Source organism: Enterobacter sp. ECC-219 (assembly GCF_043966805.1).
Taxonomy (GTDB): Bacteria; Pseudomonadota; Gammaproteobacteria; order Enterobacterales; family Enterobacteriaceae; genus Enterobacter; species Enterobacter cloacae_N.
Genome location: NZ_CP143680.1, coordinates 1,644,562 through 1,665,320, shown reverse-complemented (window position 1 = coordinate 1,665,320; position 20,759 = coordinate 1,644,562). Strand labels below are relative to the sequence as shown.

The 20,759-nt window shown below is 57.5% G+C and carries 19 protein-coding genes; 5 read left to right on the top strand and 14 right to left on the bottom strand.

The features are described from left to right. Window positions 1-77: 77 nt before the first annotated feature. Window positions 78-1,535 carry a cytosol nonspecific dipeptidase gene (gene pepD / locus V1603_RS07760; RefSeq protein WP_116341717.1) on the top strand — a complete coding sequence of 486 codons (1,458 nt, stop codon included), beginning with the start codon at window positions 78-80 and terminating at the stop codon, window positions 1,533-1,535. Between the two features lie 61 nt (window positions 1,536-1,596). Here the strand turns inward: pepD and dinB are convergent, their stop codons facing one another. Further along, the gene (gene dinB, locus V1603_RS07755; protein ID WP_116341719.1) at window positions 1,597-2,655 is read right to left on the bottom strand and encodes a DNA polymerase IV; all 1,059 of its coding nucleotides are present in this window, start codon (window positions 2,653-2,655) and stop codon (window positions 1,597-1,599) included. 158 nt (window positions 2,656-2,813) lie between these two features. On the opposite strand from dinB, the gene V1603_RS07750 reads away from it, so the two are divergent. Then, a complete protein-coding gene (locus tag V1603_RS07750) occupies window positions 2,814-3,677 on the top strand; it encodes a glycerophosphodiester phosphodiesterase family protein (protein WP_395313716.1) in 864 nt (287 codons plus the stop codon). A gap of 30 nt (window positions 3,678-3,707) precedes the next feature. Here V1603_RS07750 and nqrM read toward each other — a convergent pair whose 3' ends face one another. From nqrM to V1603_RS07715, 7 genes are read right to left on the bottom strand one after another with little or no spacing between them, the layout of a single operon-like run. Further along, the gene (gene nqrM / locus V1603_RS07745; protein ID WP_192845943.1) at window positions 3,708-3,857 is read right to left on the bottom strand and encodes a (Na+)-NQR maturation NqrM; all 150 of its coding nucleotides are present in this window, start codon (window positions 3,855-3,857) and stop codon (window positions 3,708-3,710) included. Window positions 3,858-3,910: 53 nt separating this feature from the next. Continuing rightward, window positions 3,911-5,134 carry an NADH:ubiquinone reductase (Na(+)-transporting) subunit F gene (gene nqrF, locus V1603_RS07740; RefSeq protein WP_116341725.1) on the bottom strand — a complete coding sequence of 408 codons (1,224 nt, stop codon included), beginning with the start codon at window positions 5,132-5,134 and terminating at the stop codon, window positions 3,911-3,913. Window positions 5,135-5,144: 10 nt separating this feature from the next. Continuing rightward, entirely contained in the window at window positions 5,145-5,741 is a 597-nt protein-coding gene (gene nqrE / locus V1603_RS07735) for an NADH:ubiquinone reductase (Na(+)-transporting) subunit E (RefSeq protein WP_061099102.1), read from the bottom strand. 6 nt (window positions 5,742-5,747) lie between these two features. Next, on the bottom strand, window positions 5,748-6,386 hold the full coding sequence (locus tag V1603_RS07730; protein ID WP_028012078.1) for an NADH:ubiquinone reductase (Na(+)-transporting) subunit D: 639 nt from the start codon (window positions 6,384-6,386) through the stop codon (window positions 5,748-5,750). After that, window positions 6,379-7,173: a Na(+)-translocating NADH-quinone reductase subunit C gene (locus V1603_RS07725; protein WP_395313715.1), complete on the bottom strand. Its 795-nt coding sequence runs from the start codon at window positions 7,171-7,173 to the stop codon at window positions 6,379-6,381. The genes V1603_RS07730 and V1603_RS07725 overlap by 8 nt, the downstream gene beginning before the upstream one ends. After that, window positions 7,166-8,401, bottom strand: coding sequence for an NADH:ubiquinone reductase (Na(+)-transporting) subunit B (locus tag V1603_RS07720; protein ID WP_116341729.1), 1,236 nt, complete (start codon window positions 8,399-8,401; stop codon window positions 7,166-7,168). Before V1603_RS07720 ends, V1603_RS07725 begins: the two co-directional genes overlap by 8 nt. Window positions 8,402-8,403: 2 nt before the next feature. After that, the gene (locus V1603_RS07715) at window positions 8,404-9,747 is read right to left on the bottom strand and encodes a Na(+)-translocating NADH-quinone reductase subunit A (RefSeq protein ID WP_395313714.1); all 1,344 of its coding nucleotides are present in this window, start codon (window positions 9,745-9,747) and stop codon (window positions 8,404-8,406) included. Between the two features lie 298 nt (window positions 9,748-10,045). Here V1603_RS07715 and dpaA point away from each other — a divergent pair, with 298 nt between their 5' ends. Then, window positions 10,046-10,786, top strand: a complete 741-nt coding sequence (gene dpaA / locus V1603_RS07710; protein ID WP_041911140.1) for a peptidoglycan meso-diaminopimelic acid protein amidase — start codon at window positions 10,046-10,048, stop codon at window positions 10,784-10,786. Here dpaA and V1603_RS07705 read toward each other — a convergent pair. Beyond that, window positions 10,757-11,524, bottom strand: a complete 768-nt coding sequence (locus V1603_RS07705) for a class II glutamine amidotransferase (protein ID WP_028012073.1) — start codon at window positions 11,522-11,524, stop codon at window positions 10,757-10,759. The two genes, dpaA and V1603_RS07705, sit on opposite strands and share 30 nt — an antisense overlap. Window positions 11,525-11,577: 53 nt before the next feature. Continuing rightward, window positions 11,578-12,156, bottom strand: coding sequence for a D-sedoheptulose 7-phosphate isomerase (lpcA, locus tag V1603_RS07700; RefSeq protein ID WP_003863232.1), 579 nt, complete (start codon window positions 12,154-12,156; stop codon window positions 11,578-11,580). A 239-nt stretch (window positions 12,157-12,395) separates the two neighbouring features. Here lpcA and fadE point away from each other — a divergent pair, with 239 nt between their 5' ends. Both fadE and V1603_RS07690 read left to right on the top strand, forming a co-directional pair. Then, window positions 12,396-14,840, top strand: coding sequence for an acyl-CoA dehydrogenase FadE (fadE, locus tag V1603_RS07695; protein WP_048957586.1), 2,445 nt, complete (start codon window positions 12,396-12,398; stop codon window positions 14,838-14,840). A 108-nt stretch (window positions 14,841-14,948) separates the two neighbouring features. After that, a complete protein-coding gene (locus V1603_RS07690) occupies window positions 14,949-15,719 on the top strand; it encodes an amidohydrolase (protein ID WP_395313713.1) in 771 nt (256 codons plus the stop codon). 75 nt (window positions 15,720-15,794) lie between these two features. Here V1603_RS07690 and V1603_RS07685 read toward each other — a convergent pair whose 3' ends face one another. Genes V1603_RS07685 through V1603_RS07670 form a run of 4 tightly spaced genes read right to left on the bottom strand, consistent with a single transcriptional unit; the run spans window position 15,795 to window position 20,758 of the window. Beyond that, complete coding sequence (locus V1603_RS07685; protein ID WP_116341733.1) at window positions 15,795-17,396, bottom strand: gamma-glutamyltransferase family protein; 1,602 nt, start codon at window positions 17,394-17,396, stop codon at window positions 15,795-15,797. A 9-nt stretch (window positions 17,397-17,405) separates the two neighbouring features. Further along, on the bottom strand, window positions 17,406-18,281 hold the full coding sequence (locus V1603_RS07680; RefSeq protein ID WP_116341735.1) for an ABC transporter permease: 876 nt from the start codon (window positions 18,279-18,281) through the stop codon (window positions 17,406-17,408). Between the two features lie 2 nt (window positions 18,282-18,283). Further along, window positions 18,284-19,225 carry an ABC transporter permease gene (locus tag V1603_RS07675; protein WP_028012068.1) on the bottom strand — a complete coding sequence of 314 codons (942 nt, stop codon included), beginning with the start codon at window positions 19,223-19,225 and terminating at the stop codon, window positions 18,284-18,286. A gap of 18 nt (window positions 19,226-19,243) precedes the next feature. Beyond that, on the bottom strand, window positions 19,244-20,758 hold the full coding sequence (locus tag V1603_RS07670) for an ABC transporter substrate-binding protein (protein ID WP_192984647.1): 1,515 nt from the start codon (window positions 20,756-20,758) through the stop codon (window positions 19,244-19,246). Window position 20,759 lies beyond the last annotated feature (1 nt).

The window sequence follows — 20,759 nt, the reverse complement described above, 5'->3', positions numbered from 1 at the left end:
TGTCTTGTGGTAACTATTAACCTGCTAACCCTGTGGCCTGCAACCCTGTTTGCAGCGCCTCGACAAGGAGACTTATCGTGTCTGAACTGTCTCAATTATCTCCGCAGCCGCTGTGGGATATTTTTGCCAAAATTTGCTCCATTCCACACCCTTCCTACCATGAAGAACAGCTTGCCGAACATATTATGGGTTGGGCGAAGGAAAAAGGCCTGCACGCTGAGCGCGACCAGGTTGGCAACATTCTGATCCGCAAACCTGCCACCGCAGGTATGGAAAACCGTAAACCGGTTGTGCTGCAGGCGCATCTGGACATGGTGCCGCAGAAAAACAACGACACCGTTCACGACTTCACTAAAGACCCAATCCAGCCGTACATCGACGGCGACTGGGTGAAAGCGCGTGGCACCACGCTGGGCGCGGATAACGGTATCGGTATGGCCTCTGCGCTGGCGGTGCTGGCCGACGACCGCGTTGAGCATGGTCCGCTGGAAGTGCTGCTGACCATGACAGAAGAAGCGGGCATGGACGGCGCGTTCGGTCTGCAGGCGAACTGGCTGCAGGCAGACATCCTGATCAACACCGACTCCGAAGAAGAAGGTGAGATCTACATGGGCTGCGCGGGCGGGATTGATTTCATCTCTACTCTGCCGCTGTCTCGCGAAGCGATTCCTGCAGGCTTCCAGACTTTCAAGCTGACGCTGAAAGGGCTGAAAGGCGGTCACTCCGGCGGTGATATTCACCTGGGACTGGGTAATGCCAACAAGCTGCTGGCGCGCTTCCTGGCGGGCCACGCGGCCGAGCTGGATCTTCGTCTGGTGGACTTCAACGGCGGTACCCTGCGCAACGCAATCCCACGCGAAGCCTTTGCCACCGTGGCGGTGCCAGCGGCGAAAGCGGACGAGCTGAAAAAACTCTCCAGCGTCTACCTGGATATCCTGAAAAACGAACTGTCGGCGAAAGAGAAGAACCTGACCGTGGTGCTGGAATCCGTTTCTACGGATAAAGCCGCGCTGACCGCGCAGTCTCGTGACACTTTCGTTCAGTTGCTGAATGCGACGCCAAACGGCGTTATTCGCAATTCTGACGTGGCGAAAGGCGTGGTGGAAACCTCCCTTAACGTGGGCGTGGTGACCATGAGCGACGACAGCGCGGAAATCATCTGCCTGATTCGCTCCCTGATCGACAGCGGTAAAGAGTACGTGGTGAGCATGCTGGAATCTCTGGGTACGCTGGCGGGCGCGAAAACGTCTGCAAAAGGCAGCTACCCGGGCTGGCAGCCGGATGCAAGTTCTCCGGTAATGGCGCTGGTGCGTGAAACCTATCAGCGTCTGTTCAACAGCACCCCGAACATCCAGGTGATCCACGCGGGTCTGGAGTGTGGTTTGTTCAAGAAACCGTATCCGGATATGGACATGGTTTCCATCGGGCCGACCATCACCGGTCCGCACTCTCCTGATGAGCAGGTTCATATCGAAAGCGTCGGCCATTACTGGACGCTGCTGACGGAACTGCTGAAGGCGATTCCTGCTAAGTAATCCCCTCACCCCAGCCCTCTCCCTCAAGGGAGAGGGTGAACAACCTCGTGCCACCGGGCTATTACAATCCCAAAACCAACTGACGTTCTAACTGCGGGTCCAGTAATGTGACATGCAGTCCCACCAGCCTCACCCCTCGTCCGCCTCGTCGTTCTTCCCACGCCTTTTTCGCCGTTGCGATAAGATCCTCCTTGTTCAGGCGCGGCCAGACGTGCTCCTGCGTTGTCTGTTGAAAGTCGTTAAATTTCAGTTTGATGCCCTGTCGGGCAATCAGTAAGTCAGGCTTTACTTTGCTCAGGCGTCGTTCCAGCTCCGGATAGAGCTGTTCCGTAATAATGGTTTCGCATTCCGACCAGTCATGGATGTCTTCGCTCAGCGTGCGTTCAACCCCGACCGATTTACGTAACCGTTCGCTGCTTACGCTACGCTCATCGATGCCCTGACTGCGCTCCCACAGCACGCGACCAAACTTCCCAAAGCGCTTGAGCAGCATCGCCAGGTCGCTTCGCTGCACATCTTCGCAGGTGCGTAACCCCATACTTTCCAGCTTAGCGGCGGAGACTTTGCCTACGCCGGGGATTTTGCCAAGCGGCAGCGTTTTTAAAAACGCCGGAACCTCTTCAGGGGTGATGACGTACTGGCCGTTGGGTTTATTTAAATCGGAGGCGATTTTAGCGAGAAATTTTACCGGCGCGACGCCTGCCGATGCGGTGAGATTCAGCTCGTTGAAAATGGTCTGTCGGATCTCCTGCGCCATCAGGGTAGCGGAGCCGTGACAGTGCAGGCTATCGGTGACGTCCAGATAGGCTTCGTCCAGCGATAGCGGTTCAATCAGTGAGGTGTAGCGGGAGAAAATTTCCCGAATATGGTTTGAGGCTTCTTTATAGGCGTCAAAGCGACCGGGCAAAAGGGTGAGGTGCGGACACAGTTTCAGCGCCATCGCCGTCGGCATGGCGCTGCGCACGCCAAATTTGCGCGCAGGATAGTTGGCGGTGCTTATCACACCGCGCTGAACGCGGCTGCCGCCAATGGCGATGGGAATATCCCGCAGCGCCGGGTTGTCACGCATCTCCACTGCGGCAAAAAAGCAGTCCATATCAACATGGATTATTTTGCGCATCGGTCATACCACACATGTATTTATATACAGTATAACAAAAGGCAAAAAATGCGTCAGCAATTTTCCTTACTCACAGTTGTCATAAAAACGTGTTATAAACCCCCAGAACAAACCCTTTATTTACATACGGTTAGCCAATAAATGGAGAGCAATCATTCATGAAGAAAATATTATCGGTTTCGCTACTGTTTCTGGCGAGTGCCGCATCAGCAAATCCAGAAATCGTCGCCCACCGGGGCGGTACCGCGGATGCACCTGAAAACACCCTGCCAGCCATAAAGCTCGCGCTCGAAAACAAAGCAGATATCGTCTGGATAACCGTGCAGTTAAGCCGGGATGACGTACCGGTTCTCTATCGACCAGCCGACCTGAAGGCGTTAACCAATTTGCAGGGAAAGGTGTCACAGTATACCGCTGAAGAACTGGCAAAGGCGGATGCCAGCGTGAAGTGGAAAGATAAAGGCCTGCCGGAAAACCTGCTTAATACTCCAATACCGACGCTGAAGTCGGTACTGACCGCCTGGCCAGATACGCGATTTTTCATTGACATCAAATCGCCGGATGCAGATCCAGCGACCATGGGCAACACGCTGCTTAACGTATTGAAAGAGACCAACAGCCTGAACCGCGTTCGCGTCTATTCAACCGAAGATCGCTATATGGAAGCATTGCCTGCCGAAATCCCCCGCTTTGTCACACGCAGCGAGACTCGCACGCGTCTGGCCACGATTTCGTTGAGCCACGAATGTCTGCCTCCTTCACAAAAAATGGACGATTACTGGTATGGGCTTGAGTTAAACCGAAAAGTAGAGGTAGTCGAGAAATTCACCTTAGGTGAAGGTGTCTCTCCTGCAACATTAACGTGGGACAAAGAGGCCGTTGACTGCTTCCGCTCTCAGGGCAATGCCCATTTGATTTTTATCGGCGTGAACTCTGAAGAGGACTACCAGAAGGCGAAAACACTGGGTGTCGAAGGAGTTCTTGTGGACTCGCCAGCCAAAGCCAAAAGCTGGGCAAAATAAATGATAAAGGCCGCACAAAGCGGCCTTTTTCTAGATGATCCTCTGCTGGTCCCGAGCCATCCGTTTTTTACGTGCATCGCACGGTTCCGGGCAGTCGCACACCTTTTCCATCCCGATGGAAGAGATGCCTCCACAGCTGCCCTGAATACTTTTACGCTTGATGATCCAGCCCAACGACATCCCGAAGATCACCAGCACAAACACCGCGAAGGTTGCCAGAAAGGTCAACACGATCAGCCTCCGAAATCATCAAGGAGGATGTTCTCATCTTCCACGCCGAGATCTTTTAGCATCTTGATCACCGCGGCGTTCATCATTGGCGGACCACACATATAGAACTCGCAGTCTTCCGGTGCCGGATGCTGTTTGAGGTAGTTTTCATACAGCACGTTGTGGATGAAGCCCGTATAGCCCGTCCAGTTATCTTCCGGCTGCGGATCGGAAAGCGCCACGTGGAAGGTAAAGTTAGGGTTCTCACGCGCCAGCTGCTCGAACTCATCGTCGTAGAACATTTCGCGCAGCGAACGCGCACCGTACCAGAAGCTGATTTTACGCTTGCTGCTAAGACGTTTGAGCTGGTCGAAGATGTGCGAGCGCATCGGGGCCATACCTGCACCGCCGCCGATAAAGACCATTTCCGCGTCGGTATCTTTGGCAAAGAACTCACCGAACGGGCCGGAGATCGTCACCTTGTCGCCTGGCTTGAGGGACCAGATATATGACGACATGACGCCCGGCGGCGCATCAGGCACATTCGGTGGCGGCGTGGCGATACGCACGTTGAGCATAATAATGCCCTTCTCTTCCGGGTAGTTAGCCATGGAGTAGGCGCGCAGCGCTGGCTCTTTTACCTCGGAAACGAAGCGGAAGAGGTTAAATTTATCCCAGTCGGCCCGGTATTCATCGGGCACGTCGAAGTCAGCATACGCCACGGTGTGCGCCGGACAATCAATCTGAATATAGCCCCCCGCGCGGAACGGGACGCTCTCCCCTTCAGGGACACGCAGCTTAAGCTCTTTAATGAACGTCGCTTTGTTATCGTTCGAGATAACCTCGCACTCCCATTTTTTCACGCCGAAGATCTCTTCCGGCAGCTCAATCTTCATGTTCTGGCGCACCGCAACCTGACATGCCAGGCGGCAACCCTCTTTCGCTTCACGCTTCGTGATATGCGACAGTTCAGTTGGCAGAATATCCCCGCCTCCCTCTTTCACCGTCACACGGCACTGCCCACATGAACCACCGCCACCGCAGGCTGACGAGACAAAAATCCCGTTCCCCGAGAGCGTATTAAGCAGTTTATCCCCTGCCGGGGTGCGGATCTGGTTCTGCGGATCGTCATTGATATCAATGATCACATCCCCGGAATTGACCAGCTTTGCGCGCGCCGCCAGAATCAGCCCTGACAGCACCAGTACTATCAGCGTGAACATCACCACGCCAAGAATAATTTCCATCTGTTAGCCCTTATAGCTGCACACCGGAGAAGGACATAAAGCCCAACGCCATCAGGCCGGTGGTGATAAAGGTGATCCCTAAGCCGCGCAGCCCAGCGGGCACGTTGGCATATTTCATTTTTTCACGGATCCCCGCCATGGTGACAATCGCCAGCATCCAGCCGATACCGGAACCGAAGCCGTACACCACCGATTCACTGAAGTTGTAATCACGCTGCACCATAAACGAGACGCCGCCAAAGATGGCGCAGTTCACCGCGATCAGCGGCAGGAAGATCCCCAGCGCGTTGTACAACGACGGGAAATACTTATCGAGGATCATCTCCAGGATTTGCACCAGCGCCGCAATCACCCCGATAAAGGTGATGAAGTTCAGGAAGCTAAGATCAACCCCCTCCACCAGCGCGCTGTCCCGCAGCACGAAGTTGAACACCAGGTTGTTAATCGGAACCGAAAGCCCCAGCACAACGGTGACCGCCACGCCCAGGCCAAATGCCGTCGAAACCTTTTTAGAAACGGCAAGGAACGTACACATGCCCAGGAAGAAGGCGAGCGCCATGTTTTCAACAAACACCGCGCGCACAAATAAACTCAGGTAATGAGCCATCGTCGGTTACTCCTTTTCCTGCTGTTCAGGCTTCAACGTACGAATCAGCCAGATCAGCAAACCGATAATGAAAAATGCGCTTGGGGCCAGCAGGAACAGGCCGTTCGGCAGATACCAGCCGCCGTTCTGTACCGTATCCAGTACCTGAACGCCAAACAGCTTGCCGCTGCCAATAAGCTCGCGCAGAAAACCGACCGTCAGCAGGATTACGCCGTAACCCAGGCCGTTGCCAATACCGTCCATAAAGCTCGCCAGCGGCGGCATTTTCATGGCGTAGGCTTCAGCGCGCCCCATCACGATGCAGTTGGTGATAATCAGGCCGACAAACACCGAAAGCTGCTTCGACGTTTCGTAGGCGAAAGCGCGCAGCAGCTGATCGACCACGATCACCAGCGAGGCGATGATCGCCATCTGCACGATGATCCTCACGCTGTTGGGGATGTGGTGGCGAATCATCGAGATAAACATGCTGGAGAACGCCGTTACCAGCGTTACCGCCAGCGTCATCACCACCGCCGTTTCCAGTTTGGTGGTCACCGCCAGGGCAGAACAGACGCCCAGCACCTGCAGAGTTATCGGGTTATTGGCTAAAAGTGGGCCAATCAGCACTTTTTTAACTTCTTTCAGTTCACCCGTATCAGCCATTGTTCAGCGCTCCTTCACGTACATTTTTCAGGAAGGGGCCAAAGCCCAGTTCACCCATCCAGAAATCAAAACTGTGCTGTACCCCGTTAGAGGTGAGCGTGGCGCCGGAAAGGCCGTCAACGGCGAATTCATCACCGGGACGCGCGCCTCCTTTCACCACCTTCAGCGCAGGCTGGCCGCTGTCGTCGAGCACTTTTTTACCGACAAACTGCGCACGCCAGTTAGGGTTCTCAACTTCCCCCCCCAACCCTGGCGTTTCGCCCTGATCGTAATAGGTGATGCCTTTGACCGTGCGGCCATCGGTATCCAGTGCCACAAAGGCGTACATCATTGACCACAAGCCGTTGCCGTAGATGGGCAAAACCACTTCCTGCACGCGCTTTTGCTCGTCACGCACCAGGTAAATCTCCGCGATGTTGCTGCGGCGCTTAATACCTGCCGGATCCTGCGAGGCGTCAAGCGCGGTGCTCATATGCGGATCTTTCAGCGCCAGCGCCTGGTTGTATTTCGCCGGGTCTTTATCCATCAGCTCGCCGGTTTTTAAATCCACCAGCCGTGCGGTAATGCGTTCAGCAAACACGGCCGCGACGTCGTCCTTCGTCATGCCTTCCTGCATCAGCCCGGCTACGGCCAGGATGTTGCGCTGTTTATCCAGCGCGCGCTGTTCCTGCTGCAGCGGTTTCAACCCTACGGCAGAACCGGCAACCACGATGGAACAAACCAGACACAGTACCAAAACCACCAGCAGCGTTTTGCTGATGCTGTCGTTATTTTTAACCTCAGCCACGCGCCTTCCTCCGCTTAATGTTGGCGCGCACGACCAGGTAGTCGAACAGCGGCGCAAACAGGTTGGCAAACAGAATGGCCAACATCATTCCTTCCGGATAGGCCGGGTTGACCACGCGAATCAGTACACACATCACGCCAATGAGCGCGCCGTAACACCATTTACCTCTGTCGGTAAAGGAGGCCGAGACGGGATCGGTGGCCATGAACATCATGCCAAACGCAAAGCCTCCCAGCACGAGGTGCCAGTACCACGGCATGGAGAACATTGGGTTCGTGTTTGAACCAATGAGATTGAACAGCGTGGCGGTAAGCACCATGCCGAGCATGACGCCCGCGACGATGCGCCAGGACGCCACGCGGCCAAAGAGGATGATGGCCCCGCCGATCAAAATCATCAGGGTAGACACTTCACCAATGGAGCCCGGAATGTTGCCAATAAACGCGTCGAACCAGGTCACAGGCTGGCCGGTAGCATTGTTGACCAGCGTTTCACCGCCGCCTGCCGCCCACTGAGAAAGCGGCGTCGCGCCGGAGAAACCGTCCGCCGCCGTCCATACCAGGTCGCCCGAAATCTGCGCCGGGTAAGCAAAGAACAAGAACGCACGCCCCGCCAGCGCCGGGTTGAGGAAGTTCCGTCCGGTCCCGCCGAAGATCTCCTTGGCAATCACCACGCCAAAGCTGATCCCCATCGCCGCCTGCCAGAGCGGCAGCGTAGGCGGAACAATCAGGGCAAACAGAATGGAGGTAACAAAGAAACCTTCGTTGATCTCGTGTTTACGGATGATGGCGAACAGCACTTCCCAGAAGCCGCCCACGATAAAGACGGTCATGTAGATCGGCAGGAAGAAGACCGCGCCCAGCGTCATCATACTCAGCCAGCCCGCGTCTGCAGCAAAGCTTACCCCCAGCGACTGGGCCAGACGATAGTGCCAGTCGGACTGGATCACCTGCGCCAGCTGCTGGGCGTCGTACATATGGTGCAGCGCCGGAATGGTCTGCAGGCCGACGTTGTACATGCCCCAGAACATGGCCGGGAAGACCGCAAACCACACCAGGATCATCATGCGTTTCAGATCGATGGCATCGCGAACGTGCGCTGCCCCTTTCGTTACCAGACCCGGGGTGTAGAAAATGGTCGTCGTTGCTTCATACAGCGGGTAGTACTTTTTGAGCTTCCCTTCGGTAAAGTGCGGCTCAATTTTTTCGAAGAGGTGTTTTAATCCCATGGTTATCCTTCCTGCTCAATGCGGGTTAACACCTCGCGCAATACGGGTCCATATTCGTATTTACCTGGACACACATAGGTACAGAGCGCCAGATCTTCTTCATCCAGTTCAAGACAACCGAGCGCCTGCGCGCCGTCGGTGTCGCCGGCCAGGAGATCGCGCAGCAGCACGGTGGGTAGAATATCCAGCGGCATTACACGTTCGTAGTTGCCAATCGGGACCATCGCGCGCTCGCCGCCGTTCGTGCTGGTAGAGAAGTTAAACAGCTTGTGCCGCAGGAAGTGGCCCAGCGTGGTGCGGGTGACGGAGTATTTTTCTGCACCTGGCAGAACCCAGCCGAACAGCTCTTTCTCGCGCCCTTCCATAACTACGCTCACCTGAAGATGGAAACGTCCCAGGTACGCGTACGCATTTACAGCGCGGCGGCCGCTGAGTACCGAACCGGAAATCAGGCGGTTTTCACCCTCTTTCGTTTCCCCCGCAAGCAGTTCATTAATGTCTGCTCCCAGAAGCGTTTTAACCAGACGCGGGTTGGCGGCCTGAGGCCCGCCGATAGCGACGATCCGTTCAGCGCAGAGTTCACCCGTGGTAAAGAGCTTACCGATGGCAATGACGTCCTGATAATTAAGGTGCCAGACCTGTTTCTTCAGGCTCACCGGCTCAAGGAAGTGGATATGGGTCCCGACCAGCCCCGCCGGATGCGGACCGGAAAATTCATTAAACGTGACCTGCCCCTGAGGATGGCCGCCAAGCTTGCCGCCCCCGGCCTGGCAAACGTGCACTTTTCCGGGCGTCAGGCGAGTCAGAACGGTCAGCCCGGCATCAAAGGCTTTACGCTGCGCCAGAATAATGGGCTGCGGATCCGCGCTGAGCGGGTTGGTGTCGATGGCCGTAACGAAAATAGCGGCCGGGGCGGTATCAGGAACGGGCGATTTGCTGAAAGGACGCGTACGCAGCGCCGTCCACAGGCCGGACGCGAGCAGCTGAGCCTGCACATCTTCGCGGCTAAGCGTCGCGAGGTCTGCCGCATCATAACGAGCAAACTCACGCTGTTCATCGCCTTCGATGCGGATAACCACCGACTGCAACACGCGACGCTCGCCGCGGTTGATCGCCACAACGGTGCCGCTGGCGGGGGCCGTGAACATGACGCCGGGATTTTTTTTGTCCTCAAAGAGTGCCTGCCCTTTGAGCACGCGATCGCCCTCCTGCACCAGCATTGAAGGACGCATTCCCAGATAATCGTCACCTAAAATTGCGACATGACGGACGCTTGCGCCAGACGAGACGTGCTGCTCAGGCACGCCTGCAATCGGCAGATTAAGTCCTTTTTTTATTTTAAACATGTGGTTAGCAGGTTTCCATAAACAACAATCCAGTGGGCGCGAAGTGTAACATTTTCCCCTTCTGACGGGCAGGTAATCCGCCGTCGGGCGCGCCAAAATGCGAGCTATTACGCAAAGTTCCTGGAGCCAGCGGGTATTTGATGGTTTATAAAGTAAAACTAATTTGTAAACTCACCGCCCGGCTCTTGCGAAAATCTATAGCGGTGCTAATGTGAGCGCTCCTAACAGAATAATCTGATTTCGGGTCTCTTTTGCCGTCCTGGCAAGTTGGTCATGGTTTTATCAAGGAACTAGTAGTATGCGTAAAATCGCATTGTTCATTGCGATGCTTCTGATTCCGTGCATGTCGTTTGCCGGGCTGCTCAGCAGCAACAGCTCCACGACGCCGATCAGCAAAGAATATAAACAGCAGTTAATGGGATCCCCGGTTTATATTCAAATCTTCAAGGAAGAGCGCACGCTCGATCTGTTTGTAAAAATGGGCGAGACGTATCAGCTGCTTGATAGCTACAAGATTTGTAACTATTCCGGCGGGCTGGGCCCGAAACAGCGTCAGGGCGATTTCAAGAGTCCGGAAGGGTTTTACAACGTTCAGCGCAACCAGTTAAAGCCGGATAGCCGCTTCTATAAAGCGATCAACATCGGTTTCCCGAACGCCTATGACCGTGCTCACGGTTATGAAGGGAAATACCTGATGATCCACGGTGCCTGCGTGTCTGTCGGCTGCTACGCGATGACCGATTCCGGCATTGATGAGATTTTCCAGTTCGTGACCGGCGCACTGGTCTTTGGGCAGCCTAACGTTCAGGTCAGCATCTACCCGTTCCGCATGACGGATGCCAACATGGCGCGCCATAAGTACTCTTACTACGCCGATTTCTGGAAACAGCTGAAGCCAGGTTATGACTACTTTGAGCAGACCCACAAACCACCAGTGGTCTCTATCGTCGATGGCCGTTACGTGGTCAGCAAACCGCTGAGCCACGAAGTTGTCCATCCACAGCTGGCGTCAAATTACACGGTCCCCGAGACAAAATAGCACCCACTCGCCTGGCATAATCTTTTGCCAGGTTTCGTTGCCCGTCAGCGGCTGCGTTGCAATGACTGTGACCACATCGTTGGGTGTGGTCTCTTTCTGAAAATCTATCTCCACATCCTGATCGAGCAGCGTAGCGACGCCAAACGGCGCGCGGCGCGTGATCCAGAAGAGATTCGTCGAGCAGAACGCCATCACGTAGCGCCCGTCAGACAGCAGCATGTTAAACACGCCTTTTTCTCGCAGTTCAGCGGCCAGCGTCGCGATGTATTTGAATACGGCGGCCATGTTGCCGGGCGTACGCGGATAACGTTCCGTCAGCTTATGCAGCAGCCAGCAGAAGGCCTTTTCACTGTCCGTTTCGCCAACCGGTCGGAAGTTCCCCGTCTCCAGCGACTTATAGCCCGTGAGCTGCCCGTTGTGCGCGTAGGTCCAGTTACGGCCCCACAGCTCACGGGTAAAGGGATGGGTATTTTCCAGTGCCACTTCGCCGCGGTTTGCCTGACGAATATGCGCGATCACCGAACAGGATTTAATGGGGTAATCCTGCACCAGTTTGGCAATCGGTGAGTTAAAGCTGGGCTGCGGATCTTTGAACGTGCGACACCCTTTGCCTTCGTAGAAGGTGATGCCCCAGCCGTCTTTGTGCGGCCCGGTTCCTCCACCGCGCTGAACCAGCCCGGTGAAACTAAAGCAGATATCGGTTGGCACATTGGCGCTCATCCCGAGCAGTTCGCACATAGATTACCTCCACTCCACAACTGCGGGGGGCGCTGGCGCCCCCCAGCGAAGCCTTACTTAACCATTTCTTTTTCGATCAACTGGATCAGGATGTGGATCACTTTGATGTGAATTTCCTGAACGCGGTCTGCATAGCCGAAGTGCGGAACGCGAATTTCGATATCCGCCGTACCGTCCATCTTACCGCCATCTTTACCGGTAAGGGTGATGACCTTCATCCCTTTTTCACGCGCGGCGGCGATCGCTTTGATCACGTTCGCGGAGTTACCGGAGGTAGAGATACCCAGCAGCACGTCGCCTTCACGGCCTACTGCCTCAACGTAGCGGGAAAAGATGTGGTCGTAACCGAAGTCGTTGCCTACGCAGGAGATGTGGCTCACGTCGGAAATCGCAATCGCCGGGTAGCCCGGACGGTTTTCGCGATAGCGTCCGGTCAGCTCTTCGGCGAAGTGCATGGCGTCACAGTGGGAACCGCCGTTACCGCAGGAGAGTACTTTGCCACCGGCTTTGAAGCTGTCGGCCAGCAGGACCGCTGCGCGCTGAATAGCGTGAATATTGGCATCATCTTTCAGAAAGTTCGCCAGCGTTTCCGCCGCTTCGTTCAGTTCGTTACGAATAAGATCCTGGTACATGAGGATAATCCTTCAGTATTGATGAAATAACACAGTGGAGTGTACCGGATAGCGGGAAAAGCGAGAAGCTAAAGCCATGCGAATCGTCCGGCGTTTTGATTTTTTGTGCCGGCGAAAACACGAACAATGTGAACCAGGTTGTAATTATTTTGTAAACACATTGCTAAAGGAATTCACATCAACTACAACCATATCATCACAAGTGGTCAGACCTCCTACAAGCAAGGGAGCTTTTCTTTATGATGATTTTGAGCATTCTCGCAACCGTTGTACTGCTCGGTGTGTTGTTCTATCACCGCGTCAGTTTATTCCTGAGCAGCCTGATTCTTCTGGCCTGGACGGCTGCGCTTGGCGTCGCAGGCCTCTGGAATATCTGGATTTTAGTCCCTCTTGCCATCATTCTTCTGCCGTTTAACCTGGCCCCGATGCGCAAGTCGATGATCTCCGCGCCGGTGTTCAAGGGCTTCCGTAAAGTGATGCCGCCGATGTCGCGCACGGAGAAAGAAGCGATTGACGCCGGTACCACCTGGTGGGAAGGCGATCTGTTCCAGGGCAACCCGGACTGGAAAAAGCTGCACAACTATCCACAGCCGCGTCTGACCGCCGAAGAGCAGGCCTTTATCGACGGCCCGGTGGAAGAAGCGTGCCGCATGGCAAACGACTTCGCTATCACCCACGAGATGGCCGACCTGCCGCCGGAACTGTGGGCGTACCTGAAAGAGCATCGCTTCTTCGCGATGATCATTAAGAAAGAGTACGGCGGTCTGGAATTCTCCGCTTACGCTCAGGCTCGCGTCCTGCAAAAGCTGGCGGGCGTCTCCGGGATCCTGGCGATTACCGTCGGCGTGCCGAACTCCTTAGGGCCGGGCGAGCTGCTGCAGCACTACGGTACGGAAGAGCAGAAAGATCACTACCTGCCGCGCCTGGCGCGCGGTCAGGAAATCCCTTGCTTCGCGCTGACCAGCCCGGAAGCGGGCTCCGATGCAGGCGCAATCCCGGATACCGGCGTAGTGTGCATGGGCGAATGGCAGGGCCAGCAGGTACTGGGCATGCGCCTGACCTGGAACAAACGCTATATCACCCTGGCACCTATCGCCACGGTGCTCGGCCTGGCGTTTAAGCTCTCCGACCCGGAAAAATTGCTGGGCGGAGAGGAAGATCTGGGCATTACCTGTGCGCTGATCCCAACCTCTACTCCGGGCGTTGAAATTGGCCGTCGTCACTTCCCGCTGAACGTGCCGTTCCAGAACGGTCCGACCCGCGGTCAGGATATCTTCGTGCCGATTGACTACATCATCGGCGGCCCGAAAATGGCCGGTCAGGGCTGGCGCATGCTGGTTGAATGTCTGTCGGTGGGCCGCGGGATCACCCTGCCGTCGAATTCAACCGGCGGTCTGAAGTCGGTAGCGATGGGGATTGGCGCGTACGCCCATATCCGCCGTCAGTTCAAAATCTCCATCGGCAAGATGGAAGGTATCGAAGAGCCGCTGGCGCGTATCGCGGGCAACGCCTACGTGATGGACGCCGCAGCATCCCTGATTACCTACGGCATTATGCTGGGCGAAAAACCGGCCGTGCTGTCCGCGATTGTGAAGTACCACTGTACCCACCGCGCGCAGCAGTCGATTATTGACGCGATGGATATCGCAGGCGGTAAAGGCATTATGCTCGGCGAAGGCAACTTCCTGGCGCGTGGCTATCAGGGCGCACCGATTGCCATCACCGTGGAAGGGGCAAACATCCTGACCCGCAGCATGATGATCTTCGGCCAGGGGGCGATTCGCTGCCATCCATACGTGCTGGAAGAGATGGCCGCCGCGCAGAACAACGACGTGGATGCCTTCGACAAGCTGCTGTTCAAACATATCGGTCACGTGGGCAGCAACAAGGTGCGCAGCTTCTGGCTCGGCCTGACGCGCGGCCTGACCAGCGCAACGCCAACCGGGGATGCGACCAAACGTTACTACCAGCATCTGAACCGTCTGAGCGCCAACCTGGCTCTGCTGTCTGACGTCTCTATGGCGGTGCTGGGCGGTAGCCTGAAGCGTCGCGAACGTATCTCTGCCCGTCTGGGTGATGTGCTGAGCCAGATCTTCCTGGCCTCTGCGGTCCTGAAGCGCTACGACGACGAAGGCCGTCAGGAAGCGGATCTGCCGCTGGTGCATTGGGGCGTACAAGATGCAATGTATCAGGCGGAACAGGCGATTGACGACCTGCTGGCCAACTTCCCGAACCGCTTCGTGGCGGGCGCCCTGCGCGCGGTGATCTTCCCGACCGGTCGCCATCATCTGGCGCCGTCGGACAAACTGGACCACAAGGTGGCGAAGATCCTGCAGGTTCCGAGCGCAACCCGCTCCCGTATCGGCCGCGGTCAGTATCTGGCGCCAACGCCGCATAACCCGGTGGGCCTGCTGGAAGAGGCGCTGCTGGACGTGATGGCCGCCGATCCGATTCACCAGAAAATTTGTAAACAGCTGGGTAAAAACCTGCCGTTTACCCGTCTGGACGAACTGGCGAAACAGGCGCTGGCCGGTGGCATTATCAATAACGACGAAGCTGCGCTGCTGGTGAAAGCCGAAGAGAGCCGTCTGCGCAGTATTAACGTGGATGATTTCGAACCGGAAGAGCTGGCGACGCAGCCGGTAAAGCTGCCGGAGAAGCACCGCAAACCTGAAGCGGCATAACCCGCTTCGCTCTGACAAACCCCGCCCGGTGCGGGGTTTTTTATTGCCACATTTTCTCGTAATGACGTGCTACAGTGTCAAAAAGGGGTCGTTTGAGGAGTCTGTATCGTGCCTGGTTTGAAGATTTCGATTTTGCAGCAGCCTTTAGTGTGGATGGATGGCCCTGCCAACCTGCGCCACTTTGATCGTCAACTGGAAGAAATTACCGGGCGAGATGTGATTGTCCTGCCGGAGATGTTTACCACCGGCTTCGCGATGGAAGCGGCTAAACAGTCGATGCCGCAGGAAGAGGTGGTCGCCTGGATGAATGCCAAAGCGCAGCAGACCAACGCGCTGATCGCCGGTAGCGCCGCCCTGCAGACGGAGCGCGGATCGGTGAACCGCTTCCTGCTGGTGGAGCCGGAAGGAAAAGTGCATTTTTACGATAAACGCCACCTGTTCCGCATGGCCGATGAACATCATCACTATGAAGCCGGTAACGAACGCGTGGTGTTTGAGTGGCGCGGCTGGCGCATCCTGCCGCTGGTCTGCTACGACCTGCGCTTCCCGGTGTGGTCGCGCAATCGCAACGATTACGACCTGGCGCTATATGTCGCCAACTGGCCCGCGCCGCGCTCGCTGCACTGGCAGGCGCTGCTGGTGGCGCGCGCGATTGAGAACCAGGCGTACGTGGTGGGCTGTAACCGCGTGGGAACGGACGGCAACGGGCATCACTACCGCGGCGACAGCCGGGTGGTGAATCCGCAGGGCGAGATTATTGCCACCGCCGAGCCGCATCAGGCGACGCGCATTGATGCCGAGCTGTCGTTAACGGCGCTGAAGGAGTATCGGGAGAAGTTTCCGGCGTGGCAGGATGCGGATCCGTTTAGCATTGGGTGAAATTTTCCCCTCACCCTGACCCTCTCCCCAAAGGGGAGAGGGGATTGTTCGCTGCTCGCATTAGGGGGATAAACATTAACTCACTAACGCCTGCCCGTCTTTGCGGCTTTCCGTCGCGGCCACGTAGTGCCCTTCCGGCATGCGGTAAATCACCTGCGCTCCGCCGAAGTTGTAATCCTGGAGCGGATCTTCCACTACGATCTGATGCCCGCGTTCACGCAGCGCGGCAATCGTGTTGCGATCGAACGTCGATTCAACGATCACCTCCCTGCCCTGCACCACGCGCCAGCGCGGCGCGTCGATGGCCGCCTGCGGGTTTTGCCCGTGCAGCATAATGCGCAGCGCCATCTGCATGTGCCCCTGCGCCTGCATCGGGCCGCCCATCACGCCGAAGGACATCAGCGGCTGGCCGTTGCCGTCCATCGCAAAGCCCGGAATGATGGTGTGGAACGGACGCTTGCTGCCCGCCAGCGCGTTCGGGTGATTAGGATCCAGCACAAATCCACAGCCCCGGTTTTGCAGGCTGATCCCGGTGTCCGGCACCACGATGCCTGATCCAAAGCCCATAAAGTTGGACTGGATAAACGAAACCATCATCCCGCTGGCGTCGGCGGTGCTGATGTAGACCGTGCCGCTCTGCGTCGGGGAGCCGTAGACAAAATCAGAGGCTTTATCGTGGTCGATAAGCGCCGCGCGCGACTTCAGATAATGGTCGCTCAACAGCTCTTTTGCTGCAAACTCCATGTGCTCTTCATCCGCCACGTAGCGGTCGAGATCCGCCAGCGCCAGCTTCATCGCCTCGATGGACAGGTGAAGGGACTGCACGGAGTCCGGATGATGCTTCTCAATGCCGCACTGCTCCAGAATACCGAGCGCAATCAGCGTGGCGATCCCCTGCCCGTTTGGCGGCAACTCCTGTACCGAGCCGCCCGCGAAGTCGCGCGACAGCAGGTCAACCCAGTCCACGCGGTGGTTTGCCAGATCTTCAGCCGTCAGGTGCGCGCCGTGCTCCCGGGCGAAGTCGGCAATTTTCTGCGCCAGCTCGCCGCGGTAAAACGCGTCGCCGTTGGTTTCGGCAATCAGCTCCAGCGAATTAGCCTGCGCCGGGTTACGGAAGATCTCTCCCACGCGCGGTGCGCGGCCTTCCGGCGCAAAGCAGGCGCTAAAGCCCGGCTGATCTTTCAGCTTGTTATAGCCGCGCTGCCAGAGATGACCAATCAGCGGTGAGACCGGGAAACCGTTGCGCGCGTAGTCAATCGCAGGCTGCGCCAGCGTGGTCAGCGGCAGCCTGCCAAAACGTTCCGCCAGGGCAACCCAGCCGGACACAGCCCCAGGCACCGTCACCGCTTCCCAGCCGATTTCCGGTACCGCCGTTTTGCCGGCAAACAGATCCGCATGCCAGCTGGCCGGCGAGCGCCCGGATGCGTTCAGGCCGTGAAGTTTTTCACCGTCCCAGACGATGGCAAAGGCGTCGCTGCCGATCCCGTTGCCGGTCGGCTCAACCACCGTCAGCGCCATCGCGGCAGCAATGGCCGCATCGACGGCGTTGCCACCCAACTGCAGCATTTTCATTCCCGCCTGCGCCGCCAGCGGCTGCGACGTGGCAACGGCATTATGGCCCATCATCGGTGGGCGTCGTGAATCGTAACCGGACGTAAAATCAAGCGCTTTGGTCATCATGACTCCTTAGTCATGGCGCGGATCGAGCGCATCGCGCAGCCCGTCGCCAAGTAAATTAAAGCCCTGCACGGCAAGAAAAATCGCCACGCCGGGGAAAACAGACATCCACGGTGCCTGCTCAAGAAACCCTTTCGCGGTGTTGAGCATGGAGCCCCAGGACGGATTGGGCGGCTGCTGCCCCAGCCCTAAAAACGACAGGCTGGCTTCGGCGATAATCGCCGAGGCGATGGCCAGCGTGGCCTGCACCAGGATCGGCGACATCACATTTGGCAGAACGTATTTAATGATGATCCAGCGATCCGGCAGGCCAATCGCCCGCGCGCCGTCGATGTACTCTTCGTTGCGGATGGCGATCACCTGCCCGCGCGTCAGGCGGGCAAAGATCGGCATTGCCGAAAGACCGATGGCGATCATGGCATTGGTCAGGCTTGGGCCCAAAAATGCCCCCAGCGCGATCGCCATGATCAGGAACGGACAGGCCAGCAGCGCCTCGATAAAGCGCGATATCACGCCGTCCCACATCTTCTGGAAGTAGCCCGCCACCAGCCCCAGCGGCACGCCGATGACCACGGCGATAACCACCGACATACAGCCCGCCATCAGCGAGGTGCGAGCCCCCCAGATAATGCGGGACAAAATGTCGCGTCCCAGCTCGTCGGTGCCGAACCAGTACATCGCCGACGGCGCTTTACGCACCGCCAGGAAGTTGGCTTTGACCGGATCGAACGGGGCAATCCACGGGGCCAGCAGCGCCACCAGCACAAAGAAGCCCACCACAAGCGCGCCAATCACCGCGCTTTTGTTGGCAAGGAATTTCTTCAGCACCCGGTTTTCCGCGCGCGGCAGCGCGGGCGCAACGGTTTGCGTCGTCAGTTCCGCCATCGTTAACCTCGCATTTTCGGGTTGATAAGGACGTAAAGCACGTCGGCCAGCAGGTTGAGCAGCAGAAAGCCGATCGCCACGATCAGCACCACGCCCTGCACCACCGCGTAGTCACGGTTGAACACCGAATCGACGATCATCTTGCCAAAGCCCGGAATGGTGAAGACCTGCTCGGTCAGTACCGCGCCGCCCAGCAGCTCGCCGAACAGCAGCGTGGTGAGGGTGATCACCGGTACCAGCGCGTTGCGAAACGCGTGCTTCAGGATCACCGCTTTCGGCAGCAGCCCCTTAGCCCGGGCGGTGCGGATATAATCTGCCTTCAGCACCGCAATCATCGACGCGCGGGTGTGGCGCATCAGCGTCGCCGCGAGGCCGGTTCCGAGCACGGACGCGGGCAACAGCAGCGTGCGCAGGTTCTGGAGCGGATCTTCACTGAACGGCACGTAGCCGGACGCGGGCAGCCACTGCAGGTTCACCGAAAAGACCAGAATCAGCAGGATCCCCAGCCAGAAGTGGGGGATCGAGATCCCCGAGATCGCCACGAAGTTCGCCCCGTGATCGACCCAGCTGTTTTTATTCACCGCCGCGAGGATCCCCATGCTAATGCCAAACACCAGCGCGATAATCATCGCCAGCAGGGACAGCTCCAGCGTAACCGGCAGCTTGCTGGCGATAAGCTCAGTCACCGGTTCGTGCGTGCGTAAGGAGACGCCCAGATCGCCCTGCAGCGCCCGCGTCAGCCAGTGAAAATACTGCACAGGGATCGGCGCATCCAGGTTCAGCTCCGCGCGCAGCTGGGCGATCACCGCCGGGTCGCGCTCTTCCCCGGCCATGGCGATCAGCGGATCGCCGGGCAGCAGCTTTTGCAGGCCGAACACCATCATGCTCACCAGCAACAGCGTCGGTACGGCCAGCAGCAGACGTTTGCAAATCAGTTCCAGCATGGGTTCTCCTCAGGACCTTTATTTCGCCAGCGTCAAACCGGCCAGACGCACGATGCCGTCCGGGTACGGCTTAAAGCCCTGCACGCTTTTGTTCAGGCCAAAAATGCGCGGCTCGAAGTAGAGGTAGGCAATCGGCATGTCGGTTTGCAGCTGCTTCACCACCTTGTCGTACAGCGGCTGGCGCGCGGCCTGGTCGGTGCTCTGGCGCGCCTGGGTCAGCCACTCGTCGACCTGAGCGTTGCTGTAGCGGCCGTCGTTCAGGGTACCTTTGCTGTGGATAAAGCCGTAGATGCTGCCGTCCGGGTCCGGGCGTCCCGACCAGCCGGAGAAGCTCAGCTGATAGTCACCGCTCTGCTGGCGATCCAGCAGCGTGGCGAATTCGGTCATCTGCAGGTTCAGCGTGAAGCCCGCCTCAGCAACCATCGCCTGCAGCACCTGTCCCACCTGCTGCGAGGTTGGGTTGTTCGGCACCAGCAGGTTGACGGTCAGCGGCGCGGTGACGCCTGCGGCTTTGAGCAGCGCTTTGGCCTTCTCGACGTCACGAGGTGGCACCGGCAGGTTGACGTGATACGGGCTCACCGTAGAAAACGCCTGGTTTGCCGGGGTGTAGAGGCCTTCAAAGACCACCTGATTTAACGCCTCACGGTCGATAGCCTGAGAAAACGCCTCGCGCACGCGGGCATCCCTGAACGGATCGTTCGCCGGGACCTTGCCATTGTTGATGTTGAAGGTGATCCCCTGATAGCCCAGACCGGTTATCTTCGCCAGCGCCAGCTTGCTGTCGGCTTCGACGGTTTTAACGTCGCTGGCGGCGATGCCTTCGGTCAGATCGAGATCGCCCGCGCGCAGGTTCGCGAGGCGCACTGAGGCGTCCGGGATCGGCAGATAGATAATTTTGTCGAAGTGGTAGGCGTCTTTATTCCAGTAATTGTCGAATCGGGTCAGAACAATGCGGTCCTGCGACACGCGGCTGTCGAACTTGTACGGGCCGGAACAGACCGGATGGGCGGCAAAGTCAGGCTTCTTCGCGGCTTCGGGTGCCATCATCGCGCCCGCACGGTCGGTAAGCTGCATCAGCAGCGCGGCGTCAGGGGTTTTCAGGTGCAGCGCAATCTGCATCGGGCCGGTGACCTCTACCGACTCCACGGAAGAGATCTCGCTTTTACGCAGGGAACCTTTGAGGGTCAGGGCGCGGTCGAGGTTGTATTTCGCGGCGGCGGCATCGAATTTTTCACCGTCGTGGAAGGTCACGCCTTCACGCAGATCCATGGTCAGGGTTTTTCCGTCTTCGCTCCAGGCCCAGGATTTCGCCAGACCCGGCACCACCTTCAGGTGCTCGTCGACGTCCACCAGCCTGTCGCACAGGGAGGCAAAGACGAAGCGGCCATAGTAGGTGCGCGCCAGATGTGGGTCGAGCATGTCCGGGTCTGCCCCCAGACCGATCCGCAGCACGCTTTCAGAATGGGCGGGCAGCGCCGCGCCAAGCAACATAACACTTCCCAGTACGGTCAAAAGAGAATTACGCATTGTCATT

Excerpts from the sequence above, each read along its gene's own strand:
- dinB (WP_116341719.1), bottom strand. The coding sequence starts at position 2,655 with ATGCGCAAAATAATCCATGTTGATATGGACTGCTTTTTTGCCGCAGTG.
- V1603_RS07750 (WP_395313716.1), top strand. The coding sequence starts at position 2,814 with ATGAAGAAAATATTATCGGTTTCGCTACTGTTTCTGGCGAGTGCCGCA.
- nqrM (WP_192845943.1), bottom strand. The coding sequence starts at position 3,857 with ATGTCGTTGGGCTGGATCATCAAGCGTAAAAGTATTCAGGGCAGCTGT.
- nqrF (WP_116341725.1), bottom strand. The coding sequence starts at position 5,134 with ATGGAAATTATTCTTGGCGTGGTGATGTTCACGCTGATAGTACTGGTG.
- nqrE (WP_061099102.1), bottom strand. The coding sequence starts at position 5,741 with ATGGCTCATTACCTGAGTTTATTTGTGCGCGCGGTGTTTGTTGAAAAC.
- V1603_RS07730 (WP_028012078.1), bottom strand. The coding sequence starts at position 6,386 with ATGGCTGATACGGGTGAACTGAAAGAAGTTAAAAAAGTGCTGATTGGC.
- V1603_RS07720 (WP_116341729.1), bottom strand. The coding sequence starts at position 8,401 with ATGGGATTAAAACACCTCTTCGAAAAAATTGAGCCGCACTTTACCGAA.
- V1603_RS07715 (WP_395313714.1), bottom strand. The coding sequence starts at position 9,747 with ATGTTTAAAATAAAAAAAGGACTTAATCTGCCGATTGCAGGCGTGCCT.
- dpaA (WP_041911140.1), top strand. The coding sequence starts at position 10,046 with ATGCGTAAAATCGCATTGTTCATTGCGATGCTTCTGATTCCGTGCATG.
- V1603_RS07705 (WP_028012073.1), bottom strand. The coding sequence starts at position 11,524 with ATGTGCGAACTGCTCGGGATGAGCGCCAATGTGCCAACCGATATCTGC.
- lpcA (WP_003863232.1), bottom strand. The coding sequence starts at position 12,156 with ATGTACCAGGATCTTATTCGTAACGAACTGAACGAAGCGGCGGAAACG.
- fadE (WP_048957586.1), top strand. The coding sequence starts at position 12,396 with ATGATGATTTTGAGCATTCTCGCAACCGTTGTACTGCTCGGTGTGTTG.
- V1603_RS07685 (WP_116341733.1), bottom strand. The coding sequence starts at position 17,396 with ATGACCAAAGCGCTTGATTTTACGTCCGGTTACGATTCACGACGCCCA.
- V1603_RS07680 (WP_116341735.1), bottom strand. The coding sequence starts at position 18,281 with ATGGCGGAACTGACGACGCAAACCGTTGCGCCCGCGCTGCCGCGCGCG.
- V1603_RS07675 (WP_028012068.1), bottom strand. The coding sequence starts at position 19,225 with ATGCTGGAACTGATTTGCAAACGTCTGCTGCTGGCCGTACCGACGCTG.
- V1603_RS07670 (WP_192984647.1), bottom strand. The coding sequence starts at position 20,758 with ATGACAATGCGTAATTCTCTTTTGACCGTACTGGGAAGTGTTATGTTG.